The organism is Escherichia sp. WS568 (genome assembly GCF_046486085.1).
In the GTDB taxonomy this organism is placed as follows: Bacteria; Pseudomonadota; Gammaproteobacteria; order Enterobacterales; family Enterobacteriaceae; genus Escherichia; species Escherichia coli.
In genome coordinates this window covers 97,094-118,714 of the sequence record NZ_JBJQMC010000006.1, presented here as the reverse complement: position 1 = coordinate 118,714, position 21,621 = coordinate 97,094, and the positions used below count along the sequence as shown (strand labels likewise).

18 protein-coding genes are annotated in these 21,621 nt (G+C 52.3%); 15 read left to right on the top strand and 3 right to left on the bottom strand.

Features of this window, described 5'->3' with window-relative positions; all coding sequences use genetic code 11:
• Positions 1-16: 16 nt before the first annotated feature.
• The 4 genes from ugpA to ugpQ are packed head-to-tail and all read left to right on the top strand — an operon-like array spanning position 17 to position 3,558.
• A complete protein-coding gene (ugpA, locus tag ACJHWR_RS08980) occupies positions 17-904 on the top strand; it encodes a sn-glycerol-3-phosphate ABC transporter permease UgpA (protein WP_000099282.1) in 888 nt (295 codons plus the stop codon).
• Positions 901-1,746 carry a sn-glycerol-3-phosphate ABC transporter permease UgpE gene (ugpE, locus tag ACJHWR_RS08975; RefSeq protein ID WP_000572183.1) on the top strand — a complete coding sequence of 282 codons (846 nt, stop codon included), beginning with the start codon at positions 901-903 and terminating at the stop codon, positions 1,744-1,746. The genes ugpA and ugpE overlap by 4 nt, the downstream gene beginning before the upstream one ends.
• Position 1,747: 1 nt before the next feature.
• Positions 1,748-2,818, top strand: coding sequence for a sn-glycerol 3-phosphate ABC transporter ATP binding protein UgpC (ugpC, locus tag ACJHWR_RS08970; protein ID WP_000907827.1), 1,071 nt, complete (start codon positions 1,748-1,750; stop codon positions 2,816-2,818).
• Positions 2,815-3,558, top strand: a complete 744-nt coding sequence (gene ugpQ, locus ACJHWR_RS08965; RefSeq protein ID WP_000073570.1) for a glycerophosphodiester phosphodiesterase — start codon at positions 2,815-2,817, stop codon at positions 3,556-3,558. Before ugpC ends, ugpQ begins: the two co-directional genes overlap by 4 nt.
• Here the strand turns inward: ugpQ and ACJHWR_RS08960 are convergent.
• On the bottom strand, positions 3,545-3,985 hold the full coding sequence (locus ACJHWR_RS08960; protein WP_000825994.1) for a DUF2756 family protein: 441 nt from the start codon (positions 3,983-3,985) through the stop codon (positions 3,545-3,547). The genes ugpQ and ACJHWR_RS08960 overlap by 14 nt on opposite strands.
• A gap of 119 nt (positions 3,986-4,104) precedes the next feature.
• Here ACJHWR_RS08960 and ggt point away from each other — a divergent pair, with 119 nt between their 5' ends.
• Entirely contained in the window at positions 4,105-5,850 is a 1,746-nt protein-coding gene (gene ggt, locus ACJHWR_RS08955; protein WP_000595068.1) for a gamma-glutamyltransferase, read from the top strand.
• A gap of 60 nt (positions 5,851-5,910) precedes the next feature.
• On the opposite strand, the gene yhhY is transcribed toward ggt, so the two are convergent.
• Complete coding sequence (gene yhhY / locus ACJHWR_RS08950) at positions 5,911-6,399, bottom strand: N-acetyltransferase (protein ID WP_012311612.1); 489 nt, start codon at positions 6,397-6,399, stop codon at positions 5,911-5,913.
• Positions 6,400-6,731: 332 nt separating this feature from the next.
• Between yhhY and ACJHWR_RS08945 the strand changes: the two genes are divergently transcribed.
• The 7 genes from ACJHWR_RS08945 to ACJHWR_RS08915 all read left to right on the top strand — a co-directional run bounded on the left by ACJHWR_RS08945 (position 6,732) and on the right by ACJHWR_RS08915 (position 15,254).
• A complete protein-coding gene (locus ACJHWR_RS08945; protein WP_000236279.1) occupies positions 6,732-7,769 on the top strand; it encodes an oxidoreductase in 1,038 nt (345 codons plus the stop codon).
• 122 nt (positions 7,770-7,891) lie between these two features.
• Positions 7,892-8,587, top strand: a complete 696-nt coding sequence (gene yhhW / locus ACJHWR_RS08940) for a quercetin 2,3-dioxygenase (RefSeq protein WP_000639811.1) — start codon at positions 7,892-7,894, stop codon at positions 8,585-8,587.
• A 223-nt stretch (positions 8,588-8,810) separates the two neighbouring features.
• Positions 8,811-9,806 carry a gluconate operon transcriptional repressor GntR gene (gene gntR / locus ACJHWR_RS08935; protein ID WP_000730252.1) on the top strand — a complete coding sequence of 332 codons (996 nt, stop codon included), beginning with the start codon at positions 8,811-8,813 and terminating at the stop codon, positions 9,804-9,806.
• A gap of 138 nt (positions 9,807-9,944) precedes the next feature.
• A complete protein-coding gene (gntK, locus tag ACJHWR_RS08930; protein ID WP_000108319.1) occupies positions 9,945-10,472 on the top strand; it encodes a gluconokinase in 528 nt (175 codons plus the stop codon).
• 3 nt (positions 10,473-10,475) lie between these two features.
• Positions 10,476-11,816: a gluconate transporter gene (gene gntU / locus ACJHWR_RS08925; protein WP_000210111.1), complete on the top strand. Its 1,341-nt coding sequence runs from the start codon at positions 10,476-10,478 to the stop codon at positions 11,814-11,816.
• A gap of 139 nt (positions 11,817-11,955) precedes the next feature.
• Complete coding sequence (locus ACJHWR_RS08920; RefSeq protein ID WP_000410858.1) at positions 11,956-14,052, top strand: RecQ family ATP-dependent DNA helicase; 2,097 nt, start codon at positions 11,956-11,958, stop codon at positions 14,050-14,052.
• Complete coding sequence (locus ACJHWR_RS08915) at positions 13,959-15,254, top strand: DNA-processing protein DprA (RefSeq protein WP_072157211.1); 1,296 nt, start codon at positions 13,959-13,961, stop codon at positions 15,252-15,254. The genes ACJHWR_RS08920 and ACJHWR_RS08915 overlap by 94 nt, the downstream gene beginning before the upstream one ends.
• Before the next feature lie 45 nt (positions 15,255-15,299).
• Here the strand turns inward: ACJHWR_RS08915 and yhgN are convergent, their stop codons facing one another.
• Positions 15,300-15,893, bottom strand: coding sequence for an NAAT family transporter YhgN (yhgN, locus tag ACJHWR_RS08910; protein WP_001002544.1), 594 nt, complete (start codon positions 15,891-15,893; stop codon positions 15,300-15,302).
• A gap of 191 nt (positions 15,894-16,084) precedes the next feature.
• Here yhgN and asd point away from each other — a divergent pair, with 191 nt between their 5' ends.
• The 3 genes from asd to glgX all read left to right on the top strand — a co-directional run bounded on the left by asd (position 16,085) and on the right by glgX (position 21,617).
• Positions 16,085-17,188 (top strand): aspartate-semialdehyde dehydrogenase, encoded by a 1,104-nt coding sequence (gene asd, locus ACJHWR_RS08905; protein ID WP_000799946.1) that lies wholly within the window; start codon positions 16,085-16,087, stop codon positions 17,186-17,188.
• A 272-nt stretch (positions 17,189-17,460) separates the two neighbouring features.
• Entirely contained in the window at positions 17,461-19,647 is a 2,187-nt protein-coding gene (gene glgB, locus ACJHWR_RS08900; protein ID WP_001283737.1) for a 1,4-alpha-glucan branching enzyme, read from the top strand.
• Positions 19,644-21,617, top strand: coding sequence for a glycogen debranching protein GlgX (gene glgX / locus ACJHWR_RS08895; protein ID WP_000192569.1), 1,974 nt, complete (start codon positions 19,644-19,646; stop codon positions 21,615-21,617). The genes glgB and glgX overlap by 4 nt, the downstream gene beginning before the upstream one ends.
• Positions 21,618-21,621 lie beyond the last annotated feature (4 nt).

The following is a 21,621-nucleotide window of genomic DNA, read 5'->3' as shown; positions in this document are numbered from 1 at the left end:
TCAGGAATTAACTGTAATGTCATCATCCCGTCCGGTGTTCCGCTCGCGCTGGCTGCCTTATCTGCTGGTCGCGCCGCAGCTCATCATCACCGTTATCTTTTTTATCTGGCCTGCGGGCGAAGCGTTGTGGTACTCGCTGCAAAGTGTCGATCCATTTGGTTTCTCCAGCCAGTTTGTCGGCCTGGATAACTTCGTCACGCTGTTTCACGACAGCTACTATCTCGACGCCTTCTGGACGACGATAAAATTCAGCACCTTTGTCACCGTCAGCGGTTTGCTGGTGTCACTGTTCTTCGCGGCGTTGGTGGAGTACATCGTGCGCGGCAGCCGTTTCTATCAAACCTTAATGCTGCTGCCGTATGCCGTGGCTCCCGCCGTTGCCGCCGTATTATGGATCTTCCTGTTTAACCCCGGTCGCGGGCTGATCACCCATTTTCTCGCTGAGTTCGGCTACGACTGGAACCACGCGCAAAACAGCGGTCAGGCGATGTTCCTGGTGGTGTTTGCCTCAGTGTGGAAGCAAATCAGCTACAACTTTCTGTTCTTCTATGCCGCGCTGCAATCCATCCCCCGTTCGTTGATCGAAGCCGCAGCCATTGATGGGGCTGGCCCGATTCGCCGCTTCTTTAAGATTGCGCTGCCGCTTATCGCTCCGGTGAGTTTCTTCCTGCTGGTGGTGAACCTGGTGTATGCCTTCTTCGACACCTTCCCGGTGATCGACGCCGCCACGTCCGGCGGGCCAGTACAGGCCACCACGACGCTGATTTATAAGATCTACCGTGAAGGCTTTACCGGACTGGATTTGGCTTCGTCTGCCGCGCAGTCGGTGGTGTTGATGTTCCTCGTCATCGTGCTGACGGTGGTGCAGTTCCGCTATGTTGAAAGCAAGGTACGTTACCAATGATTGAGAACCGTCCGTGGCTGACAATATTCAGCCATACCATGCTGATCCTCGGGATCGCGGTGATCCTCTTCCCGCTGTACGTGGCGTTTGTCGCGGCGACACTGGATAAACAAGAAGTCTATGCCGCGCCGATGACGCTAATCCCCGGCACACATCTGCTGGAAAACATCCACAACATCTGGGTAAACGGGGTAGGCACGAATAGTGCGCCGTTCTGGCGGATGTTGCTTAACAGCTTCGTGATGGCGTTCAGCATTACGCTCGGCAAAATTACCGTCTCGATGCTCTCGGCATTTGCCATTGTCTGGTTTCGTTTTCCGCTACGTAACCTCTTCTTCTGGATGATTTTTATCACCCTGATGCTGCCGGTTGAAGTGCGTATCTTCCCGACGGTGGAAGTCATCGCTAACCTGAAAATGCTCGACAGCTACGCAGGTTTAACGCTGCCGCTGATGGCCTCGGCGACCGCGACCTTCCTGTTCCGCCAGTTCTTTATGACGCTGCCGGATGAGCTGGTGGAAGCGGCGCGGATCGACGGTGCGTCACCAATGCGTTTCTTTTGCGACATCGTTTTTCCGCTGTCCAAAACTAATCTGGCGGCGCTGTTTGTGATCACCTTTATTTACGGCTGGAACCAGTATTTGTGGCCGTTGTTGATTATTACCGATGTGGATCTCGGCACCACCGTAGCAGGGATTAAAGGGATGATCGCCACAGGCGAAGGCACCACGGAATGGAACTCGGTGATGGCGGCGATGTTGTTAACCCTGATCCCACCAGTAGTGATTGTTTTAGTGATGCAGCGTGCCTTCGTGCGCGGCCTGGTCGATAGTGAGAAATAAGATGGCAGGACTGAAATTACAGGCAGTAACCAAAAGCTGGGATGGCAAAACCCAGGTCATTAAACCGCTGACCCTTGATGTGGCGGATGGCGAATTTATCGTGATGGTCGGGCCGTCTGGCTGCGGGAAATCGACGTTATTGCGAATGGTGGCCGGACTGGAGCGGGTAACGACGGGCGATATCTGGATCGACCGCAAGCGTGTCACCGAAATGGAGCCGAAAGATCGCGGAATTGCGATGGTGTTCCAGAACTACGCGCTCTATCCGCATATGAGCGTAGAGGAGAACATGGCGTGGGGGCTGAAAATTCGCGGCATGGGCAAGCAACAAATTGCCGAACGTGTTAAAGAAGCGGCGCGCATTCTGGAGCTGGACGGCCTGCTTAAGCGCCGCCCGCGTGAGCTATCTGGCGGTCAGCGTCAGCGTGTGGCGATGGGGCGTGCGATTGTGCGTGAGCCGGCAGTGTTCCTGTTTGATGAGCCGCTCTCTAACCTCGATGCCAAGCTGCGTGTGCAGATGCGTCTTGAACTGCAACAGCTGCACCGTCGCCTGAAAACGACTTCACTCTACGTTACCCACGATCAGGTTGAGGCGATGACGCTCGCCCAGCGAGTAATGGTGATGAACGGCGGCGTTGCCGAACAGATTGGCACGCCAGTGGAAGTCTACGAAAAGCCCGCCAGCCTGTTTGTAGCGAGTTTTATCGGCAGCCCGGCGATGAACCTACTGGCTGGCCGCGTGAATAACGAAGGTACGCATTTCGAACTGGATGGTGGTATTACGCTGCCGCTAAACGGTGGCTACCGTCAGTATGCCGGGCGTAAAATGACCCTCGGCATTCGCCCGGAACATATAGCGCTAAGCTCGCAGGCAGAAGGTGGTGTGCCGCTGGTGATGGACACGCTGGAGATCCTCGGCGCAGATAACCTGGCGCACGGACGCTGGGGCGAACAGAAGCTGGTGGTGCGACTGGCACATCAGGAGCGCCCGACGGCAGGCAGCACGCTGTGGCTGCATCTGCCGGAAAATCAGCTACATCTTTTTGATGGTGAAACAGGACAACGAGTATGAGTAACTGGCCTTATCCCCGCATCGTCGCCCATCGTGGCGGCGGTAAACTGGCCCCGGAGAACACCCTGGCAGCAATCGACGTCGGGGCAAAATACGGTCATAAGATGATCGAATTTGACGCGAAGTTATCGAAAGATGGCGAGATCTTCCTGCTCCATGACGACAATCTTGAACGCACCAGCAACGGCTGGGGCGTCGCGGGCGATCTGAACTGGCAGGATTTACTGCGCGTGGATGCAGGCAGTTGGTACAGCAAAGCGTTTAAAGGTGAGCCACTGCCGTTGCTTTCGCAGGTGGCGGAACGTTGTCGCAAACACGGGATGATGGCGAATATCGAAATCAAACCCACCACTGGCACCGGGCCATTAACGGGCAAAATGGTGGCGCTGGCGGCACGCGAACTGTGGGCCGGAATGACGCCGCCGCTGCTGTCATCGTTTGAGATTGATGCTTTAGACGCCGCGCAACAAGCAGTACCAGAACTGCCGCGCGGTTTATTGCTTGATGAGTGGCGCGACGACTGGCGAGAATTGACCGCGCGACTGGGCTGCGTCTCTATTCATCTCAATCATAAGTTGCTCGATAAAGCGCGAGTGATGCAGTTGAAAGACGCCGGATTACGGATTCTGGTTTATACCGTCAATAAACCCCAGCGCGCGGCAGAGTTGCTGCGCTGGGGCGTGGATTGCATCTGTACCGATGCGATTGATGTGATTGGTCCGAACTTTACGGCCCAATAGTTTTCAACGGTATATCAGGCTGCGGCGTGCCGGGTTGATTCAGCATGTCGCCGTTTCTCCTCTCCGGCAACATATGCTGCTGATTCAACGAACTATCCGGATTACGGTTGCTGTTTAACATCCCGCCATTGGTGTTGGGCAGCATTTGCTGCCGGGCGGGATTTCGCTCCCCCGGCTGTGACTGCAACACCCGCTGAGAATTATTGTTTATCTGGTTTTCTAAATGCTGTTGTTGCAACTGAGTTTGCGTTTTCAGTTGCTGATTCAGCATCCCTTTTTGCTGGATTTGCTGCGTTTGCATTTGGGTTTGCATCCGCTGCTGACTGGGGATCTGATACCCCGGCTGGTTAGGGTTGTTCAGAGTATTAATGGGCTGTGCAAAGCCGACAAACGGCAGGAGTGCCGTTAGAATCAGAAGTCGTTTCATCGCGTATCCTCCTCTGAAGATATTCTTTAAGTTTACTCCTTTCCTGCAATCATCAGGATTAATTCAGAGTTATATACCAGGCTTAGCTGGGGTTGCCCCTTAATCTCTGGAGAATAACGATGATAAAACCGACGTTTTTACGCCGGGTGGCCATTGCTGCTCTGTTCACAGGAAGTTGTTTTAGTACGGTAGCCGCGCCACCTGCGCCGTCTCCTGTTTCTTACGGCGTGGAGGAAGATGTCTTTCATCCGGTACGCGCGAAACAGGGGATGGTGGCGTCTGTCGATGCCACTGCCACCCAAGTGGGGGTAGATATTCTAAAGGAGGGCGGGAATGCCGTTGATGCTGCCGTGGCAGTGGGCTACGCGCTGGCGGTAACGCATCCGCAGGCAGGAAATTTGGGCGGTGGTGGTTTTATGCTGATCCGCTCGAAAAATGGCAATACCACCGCTATCGATTTCCGCGAAATGGCACCCGCCAAAGCGACCCGCGATATGTTCCTTGATGATCAGGGCAACCCGGACAGCAAAAAATCACTCACTTCGCATCTGGCTTCTGGTACGCCCGGTACGGTAGCAGGTTTCTCGCTGGCGTTGGAGAAGTACGGCACCATGCCGTTGAACAAAGTGGTGCAACCGGCGTTTAAACTGGCACGCGATGGTTTTATCGTTAACGACGCGTTGGCTGACGATCTCAAAACCTACGGTAGCGAAGTATTGCCGAATCACGAAAACAGCAAGGCTATCTTCTGGAAAGAGGGCGCGCCGCTGAAAAAGGGTGACAAGCTGGTGCAGGCGAACCTGGCAAAGAGCCTGGAGATGATTGCCGAAAACGGCCCGGACGAATTCTACAAAGGCACGATAGCGGAACAGATTGCCCAGGAGATGCAGAAAAACGGTGGCTTGATCACTAAAGAAGATTTAGCGGCGTATAAAGCGGTCGAACGTACACCGATTAGCGGCGAATATCGCGGGTATCAGGTTTACTCGATGCCACCGCCATCTTCCGGTGGGATTCATATCGTGCAGATCCTCAATATCCTGGAAAACTTCGATATGAAGAAATATGGCTTTGGCAGTGCCGACGCGATGCAAATCATGGCAGAAGCTGAGAAATACGCCTACGCCGACCGCTCGGAATATCTTGGCGATCCGGATTTTGTCAAAGTACCGTGGCAGGCGCTGACCAATAAAGCCTATGCCAAATCTATTGCCGATCAAATCGATATCAATAAAGCGAAGCCATCCAGCGAAATTCGCCCCGGCAAGCTTGCGCCTTATGAGAGTAATCAAACTACCCATTACTCAGTGGTGGATAAAGACGGTAACGCGGTGGCGGTGACCTATACGCTGAACACCACCTTCGGTACGGGCATTGTCGCGGGCGAGAGCGGTATTCTGCTTAATAACCAGATGGATGATTTCTCCGCCAAACCGGGCGTACCGAACGTTTACGGGCTGGTGGGCGGCGATGCCAACGCCGTCGGGCCGAATAAACGCCCGCTGTCGTCGATGTCACCAACCATTGTGGTCAAGGATGGTAAAACCTGGCTGGTCACCGGAAGCCCAGGCGGTAGCCGGATTATCACCACTGTGCTGCAAATGGTGGTGAATAGCATCGATTATGGAATGAACGTCGCCGAAGCGACCAATGCGCCGCGTTTCCACCATCAGTGGTTGCCGGACGAGCTGCGTGTCGAAAAAGGGTTTAGCCCGGATACGATCAAGCTGCTGGAAGCAAAAGGTCAGAAAGTGGCGCTGAAAGAGGCGATGGGCAGTACACAAAGCATTATGGTTGGGCCGGACGGTGAGCTGTACGGTGCATCCGACCCACGCTCGGTGGATGATTTAACTGCGGGGTATTAATATCTTAAGCCCTCTCCCGGTAGGTGAGGGCTTAAATGACAAACGTAGATTGCAAATTCTCTATTTCACCCGCGCCATATAATACGCATCGACATATTCACCATTACGCAGCGCGTACTTCTTGCCAGTCCCTTCAATCTCAAAGCCAAATTTTTTATAGACCTTAATTGCTGGCGCGTTATCGACGAACACCGTTAGCTCAATACGATCTACCCGCAACCAGTTGTCGCACATTTCAATCATCTCTCGCATCAGGGCGCTGGCGACGCCGCGGTTCTTCCAACGGGAGTCGACACAGATACCAAAGTCGGCAACATGACTGCGGTGTGGGCGTTGTTGCACGTCAATGGTGAGATGGCCTACGACGATTCCATCAATACAGGCGACTAACTGCTTGATGCCGGGGCGAGCGGTGAGTCGTTCCAGCCACATTTGTTCTGAAGGATGAGGCACCTGTAGCGTGTTGTAATACACCTCCGGCTGGGCGTGAATCTGCCTGATGGCCTCGTAATCGCGTGTTTCTGCGTGGCGTATTACTATCTCACTCATTCCTTTGTCCTCTTTGGGGTAAATGTCCCTTTCAACATCATTGACTTTCAAATGCGAGTCAAATGCATTTTTTTGCAAAAAGTGTTGGACAAGTGCGAATGAGAATGATTATTATTGTCTCGCGATCAGGAAGACCCTCGCGGAGAACCTGAAAGCACGACATTGCTCACATTGCTTCCAGTATTACTTAGCCAGCCGGGTGCTGGCTTTTTTTTGACCTTTCGTTCTCAATTTATCCTCGGGAAGTGCTTGTGTTCGTTATGCGCACTCCAGTAGGAACCACGTCCGCTTTGCGCTAAGGTGTAAATAACCACCTTAAAAAGGACGAAATCATGGTCATTAACTGCGCCTTTATTGGCTTCGGCAAAAGCACCACCCGTTACCATCTGCCGTATGTACTTAACCGCAAGGATAGCTGGCATGTCGCGCATATTTTTCGCCGCCATGCGAAGCCGGAAGAACAGGCCCCCATTTATTCCCATATCCATTTCACCAGCGATCTCGACGAAGTGCTAAACGATCCCGATGTTAAGCTGGTTGTCGTCTGCACCCACGCGGACAGCCACTTCGAGTACGCGAAGCGCGCGCTGGAAGCCGGGAAAAATGTGCTGGTCGAAAAACCGTTCACTCCGACAATTGCGCAGGCGAAAGAGCTGTTTGCACTGGCGAAAAGCAAAGGGCTGATCGTTACGCCGTATCAGAATCGTCGCTTTGATTCCTGTTTCCTGACAGCGAAAAAAGCGATTGAAAGCGGCAAGCTGGGAGAGATTGTCGAAGTGGAAAGCCATTTTGACTATTACCGCCCGGTGGCAGAAACCAAACCTGGGCTGCCGCAGGATGGCGCGTTCTATGGCCTTGGTGTGCATACGATGGACCAGATTATTTCTCTGTTCGGTCGCCCGGATCACGTCGCTTATGACATCCGCAGCCTGCGTAATAAAGCCAATCCGGACGACACCTTTGAAGCGCAGCTGTTTTATGGCGATCTAAAAGCCATCGTCAAAACCAGCCATCTGGTGAAAATCGATTATCCGAAATTTATCGTTCACGGTAAGAAAGGTTCGTTTATTAAATACGGTATCGACCAGCAGGAAACCAGCCTGAAGGCTAATATTATGCCGGGCGAACCGGGATTCGCAGCGGATGATTCGGTCGGTGTGCTGGAGTATGTCAATGACGAGGGTGTGACGGTCAGAGAAGAGATGAAGCCGGAGGTGGGCGATTACGGGCGCGTTTATGATGCGTTGTATCAAACCATCACCAACGGTGCGCCAAATTACGTCAAGGAATCTGAAGTTCTTACCAATTTGGAAATCCTTGAACGCGGTTTTGAGCAAGCCTCTCCCTCCACAGTGACTCTCGCGAAGTAAGTTTGATGGCCCCTCGAATAGTTCAATTTTTTTGAACAGAGGGGTCAATTTTCACCCTCTATCATCCCAGGCAGATCGGGTCCACACTAAGCCCATCGAAAACATTCAGGGGGCGAATACAAATGATCTACTTACGCAAAGCAAATGAACGTGGTCATGCAAATCATGGCTGGCTGGATTCCTGGCATACTTTCTCTTTTGCCAACTATTACGATCCGAACTTTATGGGCTTCTCCGCGCTGCGCGTGATTAACGACGACGTGATTGAAGCAGGGCAGGGCTTTGGCACTCACCCGCATAAAGATATGGAAATTTTGACCTACGTGCTGGAAGGTACTGTTGAGCACCAGGACAGCATGGGCAATAAAGAGCAGGTTCCGGCGGGTGAGTTCCAGATTATGAGTGCGGGTACGGGTATCCGTCACTCTGAGTACAACCCAAGCAGCACCGAGCGTCTGCATCTGTATCAGATCTGGATCATGCCTGAAGAAAACGGCATTACGCCGCGTTATGAACAGCGTCGCTTCGATGCCGTACAGGGCAAACAGCTGGTGCTCTCGCCGGATGCGCGAGATGGTTCGCTGAAAGTGCATCAGGATATGGAACTGTATCGTTGGGCATTGCTGAAAGATGAGCAGTCGGTGCATCAGATTGCCGCTGAACGCCGCGTCTGGATCCAGGTGGTGAAAGGCAATGTCACCATTAACGGCGTGAAAGCCTCGACCAGCGATGGTCTGGCAATCTGGGATGAGCAGGCAATCTCCATTCATGCGGATAGCGACAGCGAAGTGTTACTGTTCGATCTGCCGCCGGTTTAAAACTCAACGGCATCTTTGAAGCCTGCCTTTTTGCAGGCTTCCTCGCTCGCTCCGGTCGCGTGCTGATGTACGCGACCGGGGTTTTGCCGCGTCGTTAGCACAATGCGATGCAATTGATTTAGTGTATATCTAATAATTGTAAACAAGCACTGTTTTCCCCGGGAAGGTTCTGAGGCGTCCGTGTTAAACTAAAAGAATCTATCTCTTTTGTACCTTCAGGACGATGAAAAAGAAAAGACCCGTACTTCAGGATGTGGCTGACCGTGTAGGCGTGACCAAAATGACGGTCAGCCGTTTTTTACGCAACCCGGAGCAGGTTTCCGTCGCTCTACGCGGCAAGATTGCCGCCGCTCTTGATGAACTGGGTTATATTCCCAATCGCGCACCCGATATCCTCTCTAACGCCACCAGCCGGGCGATTGGCGTCCTGTTACCTTCTCTCACCAACCAGGTTTTTGCGGAAGTATTACGCGGAATCGAAAGCGTCACCGACGCGCACGGTTATCAGACCATGCTGGCCCACTACGGTTATAAACCGGAAATGGAGCAAGAACGCCTCGAATCCATGCTCTCCTGGAATATCGACGGCCTGATCCTCACTGAACGTACGCACACGCCGCGCACCTTAAAGATGATTGAAGTGGCGGGGATTCCAGTGGTGGAACTGATGGACAGCAAGTCGCCGTGCCTCGATATTGCCGTCGGTTTTGATAACTTTGAAGCGGCACGCCAGATGACCACCGCCATTATTGCTCGCGGGCATCGCCACATTGCCTATCTCGGCGCACGTCTCGACGAACGTACTATCATCAAACAGAAGGGATACGAACAGGCGATGCTGGATGCAGGCCTGGTGCCATATAGCGTGATGGTTGAGCAATCTTCTTCTTACTCTTCCGGTATTGAATTGATTCGCCAGGCGAGGCGGGAATATCCGCAGCTGGATGGCGTGTTCTGTACTAATGATGACCTGGCGGTCGGCGCGGCGTTTGAATGCCAGCGTCTGGGGTTGAAAGTTCCTGACGATATGGCGATTGCCGGTTTCCATGGTCATGACATTGGTCAGGTGATGGAACCTCGGTTGGCGAGCGTACTGACGCCGCGTGAGCGGATGGGCAGTATTGGCGCTGAACGCCTGCTGGCGCGTATTCGTGGCGAATCTGTGACACCGAAAATGTTAGATTTAGGTTTCACCTTGTCACCGGGCGGATCTATTTAAGCCCACAAATTTGAAGTAGCTCACACTTATACACTTAAGGCACGGATGGATATTGCTTCTGATATTGTCCGGCTGGACAATGTTACCGATAACAGTTACCCGTAACATTTTTAATTCTTGTATTGTGGGGGCACCACTTTGAGCACGACTAACCATGATCACCACATTTACGTCTTGATGGGCGTATCGGGCAGCGGCAAATCTGCGGTCGCCAGTGAAGTGGCGCATCAACTTCATGCCGCGTTTCTTGATGGCGATTTCCTCCATCCGCGCTGCAATATCGAAAAAATGGCGTCTGGCGAACCGCTGAATGACGACGATCGCAAACCGTGGTTGCAGGCGCTGAACGACGCCGCGTTTGCTATGCAGCGCACTAATAAAGTGTCGCTGATTGTCTGTTCTGCACTGAAAAAACACTATCGTGACCTGCTACGCGCGGGTAATCCGAATCTCTCTTTCATCTACCTGAAAGGCGATTTTGATGTGATTGAAAGCCGCCTGAAAGCGCGCAAAGGCCATTTCTTTAAAACCCAAATGTTGGTGACGCAGTTTGAAACGCTGCAGGAGCCGGGTGCGGACGAAACCGATGTACTGGTGGTAGATATCGATCAACCGCTGGAAGGTGTTGTGGCAAGCACCATTGAGGTTATTAAAAAAGGCAAATAAGTAGTGACTACATTAACGCTTGTTTTAACAGCAGTAGGGTCTGTTTTACTGCTGCTGTTTTTAGTCATGAAGGCGCGTATGCACGCTTTCCTGGCTTTAATGGTGGTGTCTATGGGGGCTGGCCTTTTTTCCGGTATGCCGCTCGATAAAATCGCAGCGACGATGGAAAAAGGGATGGGAGGCACCCTCGGCTTCCTGGCGGTGGTTGTCGCCCTGGGAGCCATGTTTGGCAAGATCTTACATGAAACCGGCGCAGTCGATCAGATTGCCGTCAAAATGCTCAAATCCTTCGGTCACAGCCGCGCGCATTATGCCATCGGCCTTGCGGGGCTGGTCTGTGCGCTGCCGTTGTTCTTTGAAGTGGCGATTGTTCTGCTGATTAGCGTTGCTTTCTCAATGGCGCGCCACACCGGTACGAACCTGGTGAAGCTGGTAATCCCATTATTTGCAGGCGTGGCGGCCGCTGCTGCGTTCCTGGTGCCTGGACCAGCGCCAATGCTGCTGGCATCGCAGATGAACGCCGACTTTGGCTGGATGATCCTGATTGGCCTGTGTGCGGCAATTCCGGGAATGATTATTGCCGGGCCGCTGTGGGGTAATTTCATCAGCCGCTACGTGGAGCTGCATATTCCTGACGACATCAGCGAACCGCATCTCGGCGAAGGCAAAATGCCATCTTTCGGATTCAGCCTGTCGCTGATCCTGTTGCCGCTGGTGCTGGTAGGGCTGAAAACCATTGCCGCGCGTTTTGTGCCAGAAGGCTCTACCGCTTACGAATGGTTCGAGTTTATTGGTCATCCGTTTACCGCGATTCTGGTTGCTTGTCTGGTAGCGATTTATGGCCTGGCAATGCGTCAGGGCATGCCGAAAGATAAAGTGATGGAAATTTGCGGTCACGCGCTGCAACCGGCGGGGATCATTCTGCTGGTGATTGGTGCGGGCGGCGTATTCAAACAGGTGCTGGTTGACTCTGGCGTAGGTCCGGCACTGGGCGAAGCGTTAACCGGCATGGGCCTGCCGATTGCCATCACCTGCTTCGTGCTGGCAGCTGCAGTGCGCATCATTCAGGGTTCTGCCACCGTTGCCTGTTTAACGGCGGTGGGACTGGTGATGCCGGTTATTGAACAACTGAACTACTCCGGTGCGCAAATGGCGGCGCTGTCGATTTGTATCGCCGGTGGTTCGATTGTTGTCAGCCACGTTAACGACGCGGGTTTCTGGTTGTTCGGTAAATTTACCGGCGCGACCGAAGCCGAAACGCTGAAAACCTGGACCATGATGGAAACCATACTCGGCACTGTTGGTGCCATCGTTGGGATGATTGCGTTCCAGCTGTTGAGTTAATTACTGCGACAAATTACTGCGAGCTTGCTCGCAGTAATTCATTTCTCTTATCTCCTCTCTTCATCTTTTGGATCTCTCTCGCAAATTTACCTGCTAATAATCCGTTCTAATCACTGCCTAAAGATCGCAGGAGATAAAGATGGAAAAGCACGGAGCTGAATTGCTTTTACAGCGGATGTTAGGAAATACCACCGCTACTTTCAGGGAAGGGCAATGGGAAGCCATAGATGCAGTGGTTAATCAGCGGCGAAAACTGCTGGTTGTACAGCGCACCGGCTGGGGGAAAAGTGCCGTGTACTTCATCGCCAGTAAAATCTTCCGCGATCGCGGCGCTGGCACGACAATTATCATCTCTCCTTTGCTTGCCCTGATGCGTAACCAGGTTGCCGCCGCTGAACGGTTAGGTATTACGGCTGAAACGTTGAATTCTACAAACAGGGAAGAATGGCAGCGCATTAGCGATAAGTTGCTGCAAGGTGAGGTCGATTGCTTGCTGGTTTCCCCGGAACGTTTGGCAAACCAGGACTTTATCGAAACGGTTTTATATCCTATAGCCGATCGTATTGGCTTGCTTGTGGTCGACGAGGCGCACTGCATCTCTGATTGGGGCCACGATTTTCGCCCGGATTACCGACGTATATTAGATATTTTGCGCCAACTGCCTGCGAATACCCCTGTTCTGGGTACAACCGCGACAGCGAATAACCGTGTTGTTGAGGATATCCGTCAGCAATTGGGTGACATTGTGATTCAGCGTGGAACGCTGGCTCGCGAAAGTTTGGCGCTTGATGCCTTAGTCTTAGGAGAACAGTCATCCCGTCTGGCATGGTTAGCAACGGTTATCCCTCAGTTTTCCAAATCGGGAATTGTTTATACCCTGACGACTCGCGATGCTGAACTTGTCGCCGAGTGGTTAAGGAAAAATGGTATCAGTGCATTTGCTTACTACAGCGGCGTGACTTGTGAAGGCGCGGAAGATTCTAATACTGCCAGGGAATATCTGGAGCAGGCACTGCTGGCAAATAAAATCAAAGTGCTGGTCGCGACGACGGCATTAGGTATGGGGTTTGATAAACCTGATTTAGGTTTCGTCATTCATTATCAGATGCCGGGGTCTATTGTCGGTTACTACCAACAGGTGGGGCGTGCCGGGCGTGCTATAGATTCCGCAGTTGGCATATTGCTTTGTGGTGGTGAAGACCGCGCTATTCATCAATTCTTCCGTGAAAGCGCCTTTCCTGCGGAGGCGCAAATTCATGAAATACTCAACGTACTTAGCGAGAATGACGGTCTTACCCTACGAGGCATTGAACAACGGACGAATCTTCGTTATGGGCAAATAGAAAAAGCACTGAAATTATTGGTAGCGGAAAATCCATCGCCTGTGGTGTATACCGAGAAATTATGGCGCAGAACTATCGTCAGTTTTTCTCCTGATCATGAACGAATTAACCATTTGATGAATCAGAGAAAAAGTGAACTGGCAGACGTTGAAAGCTATATCACGACCAAGGAGTGCAAAATGCAATTTCTGCGCCGTGCACTCGATGAGCCAAGTGCCGAACGTTGTGGTAAATGTAGCAGTTGTCTTCAGCATCCGTTATTGTCGCCCGACATTGATAGCGGCTTACTCCATGCGGCAAATTTATTTATTAAACACGCTGACCTGCCGTTAAATCTCAATAAACAGATGGCAGCTGGGGCTTTTACTCAATACGGATTTAAAGGGAACTTGCCTGCGGGTTTACAAGGATCTACGGGGCGAATCCTTTCTCGTTGGGGAGATTCCGGGTGGGGAAAGCAGGTAGCACAGGAGAAAAAAACGGGGCGCTTAAGTGATGAGCTGGTAGAAGCATGTGCGGAAATGGTTTGCCAACGCTGGAATCCGCATCCTGAACCAACCTGGGTATGCTGCGTTCCTTCATTAAGGCACCTCGACCTGGTTCCTGATTTTGCCCGGCGACTGGCGGCGAAACTTGGCTTACCTTTTATTGATGCCATTGAAAAAGTCGTGGACAATCCACCGCAGAAAATGCAGCAAAACCGTTTTCACCAGTGTCAAAATCTCGACGGGGCGTTTGTGATTATCCCTCCTTTGATGCCAGGTCCGGCGTTGCTGGTTGACGATATCGTGGATTCTGCATGGACGCTGACAGTTCTGACAGCACTGTTACGCCAGGCAGGTTGCCCGACGGTTTATCCTCTTGCCCTTGCGTCTACCTCGGTAAAAAATTGATGAATCTTTCAGCCAATGCACAAGCGACCCTCCTGCTAACCAGCGATTTTTCTCGCGCGGCGGCGAGTGAGTATAAACCTCTTAGTAATAGTGAATGGGGGAAGTTTGCATTATGGCTGAAGCACCAACGTATCAGTCCCGCCGATCTTCTGGTGCCGCAACCGCAAGAGAAACTTACAGGCTGGAGCGATCCGCGTATTTCTCAGGAGCGTATTCTTGGCTTGCTGGCGCGTGGTCATAGTTTGGCGTTGGCGGTAGATAAGTGGCAACGCGCCGGTTTATGGATCTTAACCCGCGGAGATGCCGATTATCCCGTTCGCTTGAAAAACCGATTGCGAACGGATGCACCTCCCGTTTTATTTGGCTGCGGGAATAAAGCATTACTGCAAGCGGAAGGTATGGCGATTGTTGGCTCGCGAGATGCTCCGACTGCCGATTTGCGCTATACCCAACAACTGGCAGCGAAACTGGCCCAACAGGGGATTTGCGTTATCTCTGGTGGTGCGCGAGGTATTGATGAATGTGCAATGGCGTCGGCACTGGAGGCCGGGGGAACTGCCGTTGGCGTATTAGCTGATAGCTTGTTAAAAACGAGTACGTTAGTGAAATGGCGTGAAGGGCTTATAGCAGGCAACCTGGTGTTGATTTCGCCGTTTTACCCAGAGGTACGTTTCACCGTCGGCAATGCGATGGCGCGAAATAAATATATTTATTGCCTTGCTGAAAGCGCAATGGTTGTACGTGCGGGAATGACCGGTGGAACGATAACCGGGGCGATGGAGGCATTAAAACATCAGTGGCTGCCTGTGCAGGTTAAACCAAATCAGGATATGCAATCAGCCAATTCACGATTAGTAGAAAATGGGGCGTCATGGAGTACTGAACAGGCTGAGAATGTGACGTTCAGACTGCCAGACGTTACTGGGCTGATGTATGACAAAGCACTCCGTAACGCTCAACCAGAATTGTTTTCGCTGCACGAAGATGACGCAAATTACGCAGTGATGCCCTCGCATACCCCTGTCGATTTTTATCAACTTTTTGTGGCGGAACTGGCGATCCTTGCAAAGGAATCGATAAGTATTGAAAGGCTGGCGTCTTGTACTGGTTTAACCATCGAACAAATTAGTGTGTGGCTGAACCGCGCAGAAGAAGAGGGAAGGGTTATCCGATTGGGCGAAGGTCATTATCAGTTCAGGTAATAAAACAGGTGCCGCGTCTGGTTGTGTGCAGCACCTGTTTGAACCTTACCCCTTCATCCACATTCGAATGCCGTCGAGGAACATCTGAGTTGCCATCATCACCAGAATCAATCCCATCAGGCGTTCAAGTGCATTCACCCCTTTCTCGCCCAGCAGACGTAAAAATAGCGAAGACTGTAGCAGGATGACAAAGGTGCCACCCCAGGCCAGCAGCAGAGCAATTACCAGATGTCCCATCTGATTCGGGTACTGATGAGACAACAACATCAGCGTGGCGAGAATAGTCGGCCCGGCGACTAACGGAATTGCCAACGGCACGATAAACGGCTCTTCACCTGCCGGAAGCCCGCTGCTATTTCCTGAAGCGCTGGGGAAAATCATCTTAATGGCGATCAGAAACAGAATGATGCCGCCAGAAATGGAGACGGTTTCTGCTCGCAGGCTGAGAAATGCCAGAATTTTCTCACCCGCAAACAGGAACACCAGCATCACCAGGAGAGCAATAAGCAACTCTCGCACCATGATTGCCCGCCGTCTTTTCGGTTCAGTATGTTTCAGTACGGACATGAAAATAGGTAGGTTTCCGAGCGGATCCATAATCAGGATCAATAAAACTGCTGCAGAAATGATTTCATTCATAACTCAAATTCCCTGATAATTGCCGCGGACTTTCTGCGTGCTAACAAAGCAGGATAAGTCGCATTACTGATGGCTTCGCTATCATTGATTAATTTCACTTGCGACTTTGGCTGCTTTTTGTATGGTGAAAGATGTGCCAAGAGGAGACCGGCACATTTATACAGCACACATCTTTGCAGGAAAAAACGCTTATGAAAAATGTTGGTTTTATCGGCTGGCGCGGTATGGTCGGCTCCGTTCTCATGCAACGCATGGTTGAAGAGCGCGACTTCGACGCCATTCGCCCTGTCTTCTTTTCTACTTCTCAGCTTGGTCAGGCTGCGCCGTCTTTTGGCGGAACCACTGACACACTTCAGGATGCCTTTGATCTGGAGGCGCTAAAGGCCCTCGATATCATTGTGACCTGTCAGGGCGGCGATTATACCAACGAAATCTATCCAAAGCTTCGTGAAAGCGGATGGCAAGGTTACTGGATTGACGCAGCATCATCTCTGCGCATGAAAGATGACGCCATCATCATTCTTGACCCCGTCAATCAGGACGTCATTACCGACGGATTAAATAATGGCATCAGGACTTTTGTTGGCGGTAACTGTACCGTAAGCCTGATGTTGATGTCGTTGGGTGGTTTATTCGCCAATGATCTTGTTGATTGGGTGTCCGTTGCAACCTACCAGGCCGCTTCCGGCGGTGGTGCGCGACATATGCGTGAGTTATTAACCCAGATGGGCCATCTGTATGGCCATGTGGCAGATGAACTCGCGACCCCGTCCTCTGCTATTCTCGATATCGAACGCAAAGTCACAACCTTAACCCGTAGCGGTGAGCTGCCGGTGGATAACTTTGGCGTGCCGCTGGCGGGTAGCCTGATTCCGTGGATCGACAAACAGCTTGATAACGGTCAGAGCCGCGAAGAGTGGAAAGGGCAGGCGGAAACCAACAAGATCCTCAACACATCTTCCGTAATTCCGGTAGATGGTTTATGTGTGCGTGTCGGGGCATTGCGCTGCCACAGCCAGGCATTCACTATTAAATTGAAAAAAGATGTGTCTATTCCGACCGTGGAAGAACTGCTGGCTGCGCACAATCCGTGGGCGAAAGTTGTTCCAAACGATCGGGAAATCACTATGCGTGAGCTAACCCCAGCTGCCGTTACCGGCACGCTGACCACGCCGGTAGGCCGTCTGCGTAAGCTGAATATGGGACCGGAGTTCCTGTCAGCCTTTACCGTGGGCGACCAGCTGCTGTGGGGGGCCGCGGAGCCGCTACGTCGGATGCTTCGTCAACTGGCGTAATCTTTATTCATTAAATCTGGGGCGCGATGCCGCCCCTGTTAGTGCGTAATACAGGAGTAAGCGCAGATGTTTCATGATTTACCGGGAGTTAAATAGAGCATTGGCTATTCTTTAAGGGTGGCTGAATACATGAGTATTCACAGCCTTACCTGAAGTGAGGACGACGCAGAGAGGATGCACAGAGTGCTGCGCCGTTCAGGTCAAAAAAATGTCACAACCAGAAGTCAAAAATTCAGTTGGATGGGGTGACACAATAAAACAGGAAGACAAGCATGTCCGATCGTATCGATAGAGACGTGATTAACGCGCTAATTGCAGGCCATTTTGCGGATCCTTTTTCCGTACTGGGGATGCATAAAACCACCGCGGGACTGGAAGTCCGTGCCCTTTTACCCGACGCTACCGATGTGTGGGTGATTGAACCGAAAACCGGGCGCAAACTCGCAAAACTGGAGTGTCTCGACTCCCGTGGATTCTTTAGCGGTGTCATTCCGCGACGTAAGAATTTTTTCCGCTATCAGTTGGCTGTTGTCTGGCATGGTCAGCAAAACCTGATAGATGATCCTTACCGTTTTGGTCCGCTAATCCAGGAAATGGATGCCTGGCTATTATCTGAAGGTACTCACCTGCGCCCGTATGAAACCTTAGGCGCGCATGCAGATACTATGGATGGCGTCACAGGTACGCGTTTTTCTGTCTGGGCTCCAAACGCCCGTCGGGTCTCGGTGGTTGGGCAATTCAACTACTGGGACGGTCGCCGTCATCCGATGCGCCTGCGTAAAGAGAGCGGCATCTGGGAACTGTTTATCCCTGGGGCGCATAACGGTCAGCTCTATAAATACGAGATGATTGATGCCAATGGCAACTTGCGTCTGAAGTCCGACCCTTATGCCTTCGAAGCGCAAATGCGCCCGGAAACCGCGTCTCTTATTTGCGGGCTGCCGAAAAAGGTTGTACAGACTGAAGAGCGCAAAAAAGCGAATCAGTTTGATGCGCCAATCTCTATTTATGAAGTTCACCTGGGCTCCTGGCGTCGCCACACCGACAACAATTTCTGGTTAAGCTACCGCGAGCTGGCCGATCAACTTGTGCCTTATGCTAAATGGATGGGCTTTACCCATCTCGAGCTACTGCCCATTAACGAGCATCCGTTCGATGGCAGTTGGGGTTATCAGCCAACCGGCCTGTATGCACCGACCCGCCGTTTTGGTACCCGCGACGACTTCCGTTATTTCATTGATGCCGCACACGCAGCTGGTCTGAACGTGATTCTCGACTGGGTGCCAGGCCACTTCCCGACCGATGACTTTGCGCTTGCCGAATTTGATGGCACGAACTTGTATGAACACAGCGATCCGCGCGAAGGCTATCATCAGGACTGGAACACGCTGATCTACAACTATGGTCGCCGTGAAGTCAGTAACTTCCTTGTCGGTAACGCGCTTTACTGGATCGAACGTTTTGGTATTGATGCGCTGCGCGTCGATGCGGTGGCGTCAATGATTTATCGCGACTACAGCCGTAAAGAGGGGGAGTGGATCCCGAACGAATTTGGCGGTCGCGAGAATCTTGAAGCGATTGAATTCTTGCGTAATACCAACCGTATTCTTGGTGAGCAGGTTTCCGGTGCAGTGACAATGGCGGAGGAGTCTACCGATTTCCCTGGCGTTTCTCGTCCGCAGGACATGGGCGGTCTGGGCTTCTGGTACAAGTGGAACCTCGGCTGGATGCATGACACCCTGGACTACATGAAGCTCGACCCAGTTTATCGTCAGTATCATCACGATAAACTGACCTTCGGGATGCTCTACAACTACACTGAAAACTTCGTCCTGCCGTTGTCGCATGATGAAGTGGTCCACGGTAAAAAATCGATTCTCGACCGGATGCCGGGCGACGCATGGCAGAAATTCGCTAACCTGCGCGCCTACTACGGCTGGATGTGGGCATTCCCGGGCAAGAAATTGCTGTTCATGGGGAACGAATTTGCCCAGGGCCGCGAGTGGAACCATGACGCCAGCCTCGACTGGCATCTGTTGGAAGGCGGCGATAACTGGCACCACGGTGTCCAGCGTCTGGTGCGCGATCTGAACCTCACCTACCGCCACCATAAAGCAATGCATGAACTGGATTTTGACCCGTACGGCTTTGAATGGCTGGTGGTGGATGACAAAGAACGCTCGGTGCTGATCTTTGTGCGTCGCGATAAAGAGGGTAACGAAATCATCGTTGCCAGTAACTTTACTCCGGTGCCGCGTCATGATTATCGCTTCGGCATTAACCAGCCGGGTAAATGGCGTGAGATCCTCAATACCGATTCCATGCACTATCACGGCAGTAATGCAGGCAATGGCGGCACGGTACACAGCGATGAGATTGCCAGCCACGGTCGTCAGCATTCACTAAGCCTGACGCTACCACCTCTGGCCACTATCTGGCTGGTTCGGGAGGCAGAATGACACAACTCGCCATTGGCAAACCCACTCCCCTCGGCGCGCATTACGACGGTCAGGGCGTCAATTTCACACTTTTCTCCGCTCATGCCGAGCGGGTAGAGCTGTGTGTCTTTGACGCCAATGGCCAGGAACATCGCTATGACTTGCCAGGGCACAGTGGCGACATTTGGCACGGTTATCTGCCGGATGCGCGTCCGGGTTTGCGTTATGGTTATCGCGTTCATGGCCCCTGGCAACCCGCCGAGGGGCATCGCTTTAACCCGGCGAAGTTGTTGATTGATCCTTGCGCGCGGCAAATTGACGGGGAGTTTAAAGATAACCCGCTGCTACACGCCGGTCATAATGAACCTGACTATCGCGACAACGCCGCCATTGCGCCGAAATGCGTAGTGGTGGTTGATCACTATGACTGGGAGGATGATGCCCCGCCGCGCACGCCGTGGGGCAGCACCATCATTTATGAAGCCCATGTCAAAGGATTAACGTACCTGCACCCGGAGATCCCGGTCGAGATCCGTGGCACTTATAAAGCCCTGGGGCATCCGGTGATGATCAACTATTTGAAACAGTTGGGCATTACCGCGCTGGAACTGCTGCCGGTGGCGCAGTTTGCCAGCGAACCACGCCTGCAACGTATGGGTCTAAGTAACTACTGGGGTTATAACCCGGTGGCGATGTTTGCGCTGCATCCGGCGTATGCCTGCTCCCCAGAAACGGCGCTGGATGAGTTTCGCGATGCAATCAAAGCACTGCATAAAGCGGGTATCGAAGTCATTCTTGATATCGTGCTCAACCATAGTGCGGAACTGGACCTCGACGGTCCGTTATTCTCTCTGCGTGGGATCGACAACCGTAGCTATTATTGGATAAGAGAAGACGGCGATTATCACAACTGGACCGGTTGTGGCAACACGCTCAATTTGAGTCATCCGGCGGTAGTGGATTATGCCAGCGCTTGCCTGCGTTATTGGGTAGAAACCTGCCACGTCGATGGTTTCCGCTTTGATCTGGCGGCAGTCATGGGCCGTACGCCAGAGTTCCGTCAGGATGCGCCGTTGTTTACCGCTATCCAGAACTGCCCGGTGCTCTCGCAGGTGAAGTTAATTGCTGAACCGTGGGATATTGCTCCTGGTGGTTATCAGGTGGGAAATTTCCCGCCGCTGTTTGCCGAGTGGAACGATCATTTCCGCGATGCTGCCCGTCGTTTCTGGCTTCATTATGATTTGCCTCTGGGGGCGTTTGCCGGGCGTTTTGCTGCCTCCAGCGATGTTTTTAAACGTAATGATCGTCTGCCGAGTGCCGCGATTAATCTCGTCACCGCGCATGACGGTTTTACGCTTCGCGACTGCGTTTGCTTCAACCATAAACACAATGAAGCAAACGGAGAAGAAAATCGCGACGGGACCAACAACAATTACAGTAACAATCATGGTAAAGAAGGGTTAGGCGGTACTCTTGACCTGGTTGAACGGCGTCGCGACAGCATTCACGCCCTGTTAACAACGTTGTTGCTCTCCCAGGGTACGCCGATGTTACTGGCCGGTGACGAACATGGTCACAGCCAGCATGGCAATAACAATGCCTACTGTCAGGATAACCAATTAACCTGGTTGGACTGGTCGCAGGCAAGCAGTGGTTTAACCGCATTTACCGCCGCGTTAATCCATCTGCGCAAGCGCATTCCCGCTTTGGTGGAGAATCGCTGGTGGGAAGAAGGCGACGGCAATGTCCGTTGGCTAAATCGATATGCTCAACCTTTAAGCACGGATGAGTGGCAAAACGGGCCGAAACAGCTGCAAATTCTGCTCTCGGATCGCTTTTTGATCGCAATTAACGCCACGCTTGAGGTAACAGAGATTGTTTTACCTGCTGGGGAGTGGCACGCCATTCCCCCATTCGCTGGAGAGGATAACCCAGTGATTACGGCTGTCTGGCAGGGACCTGCACACGGATTGTGTGTGTTCCAGAGATGATAAA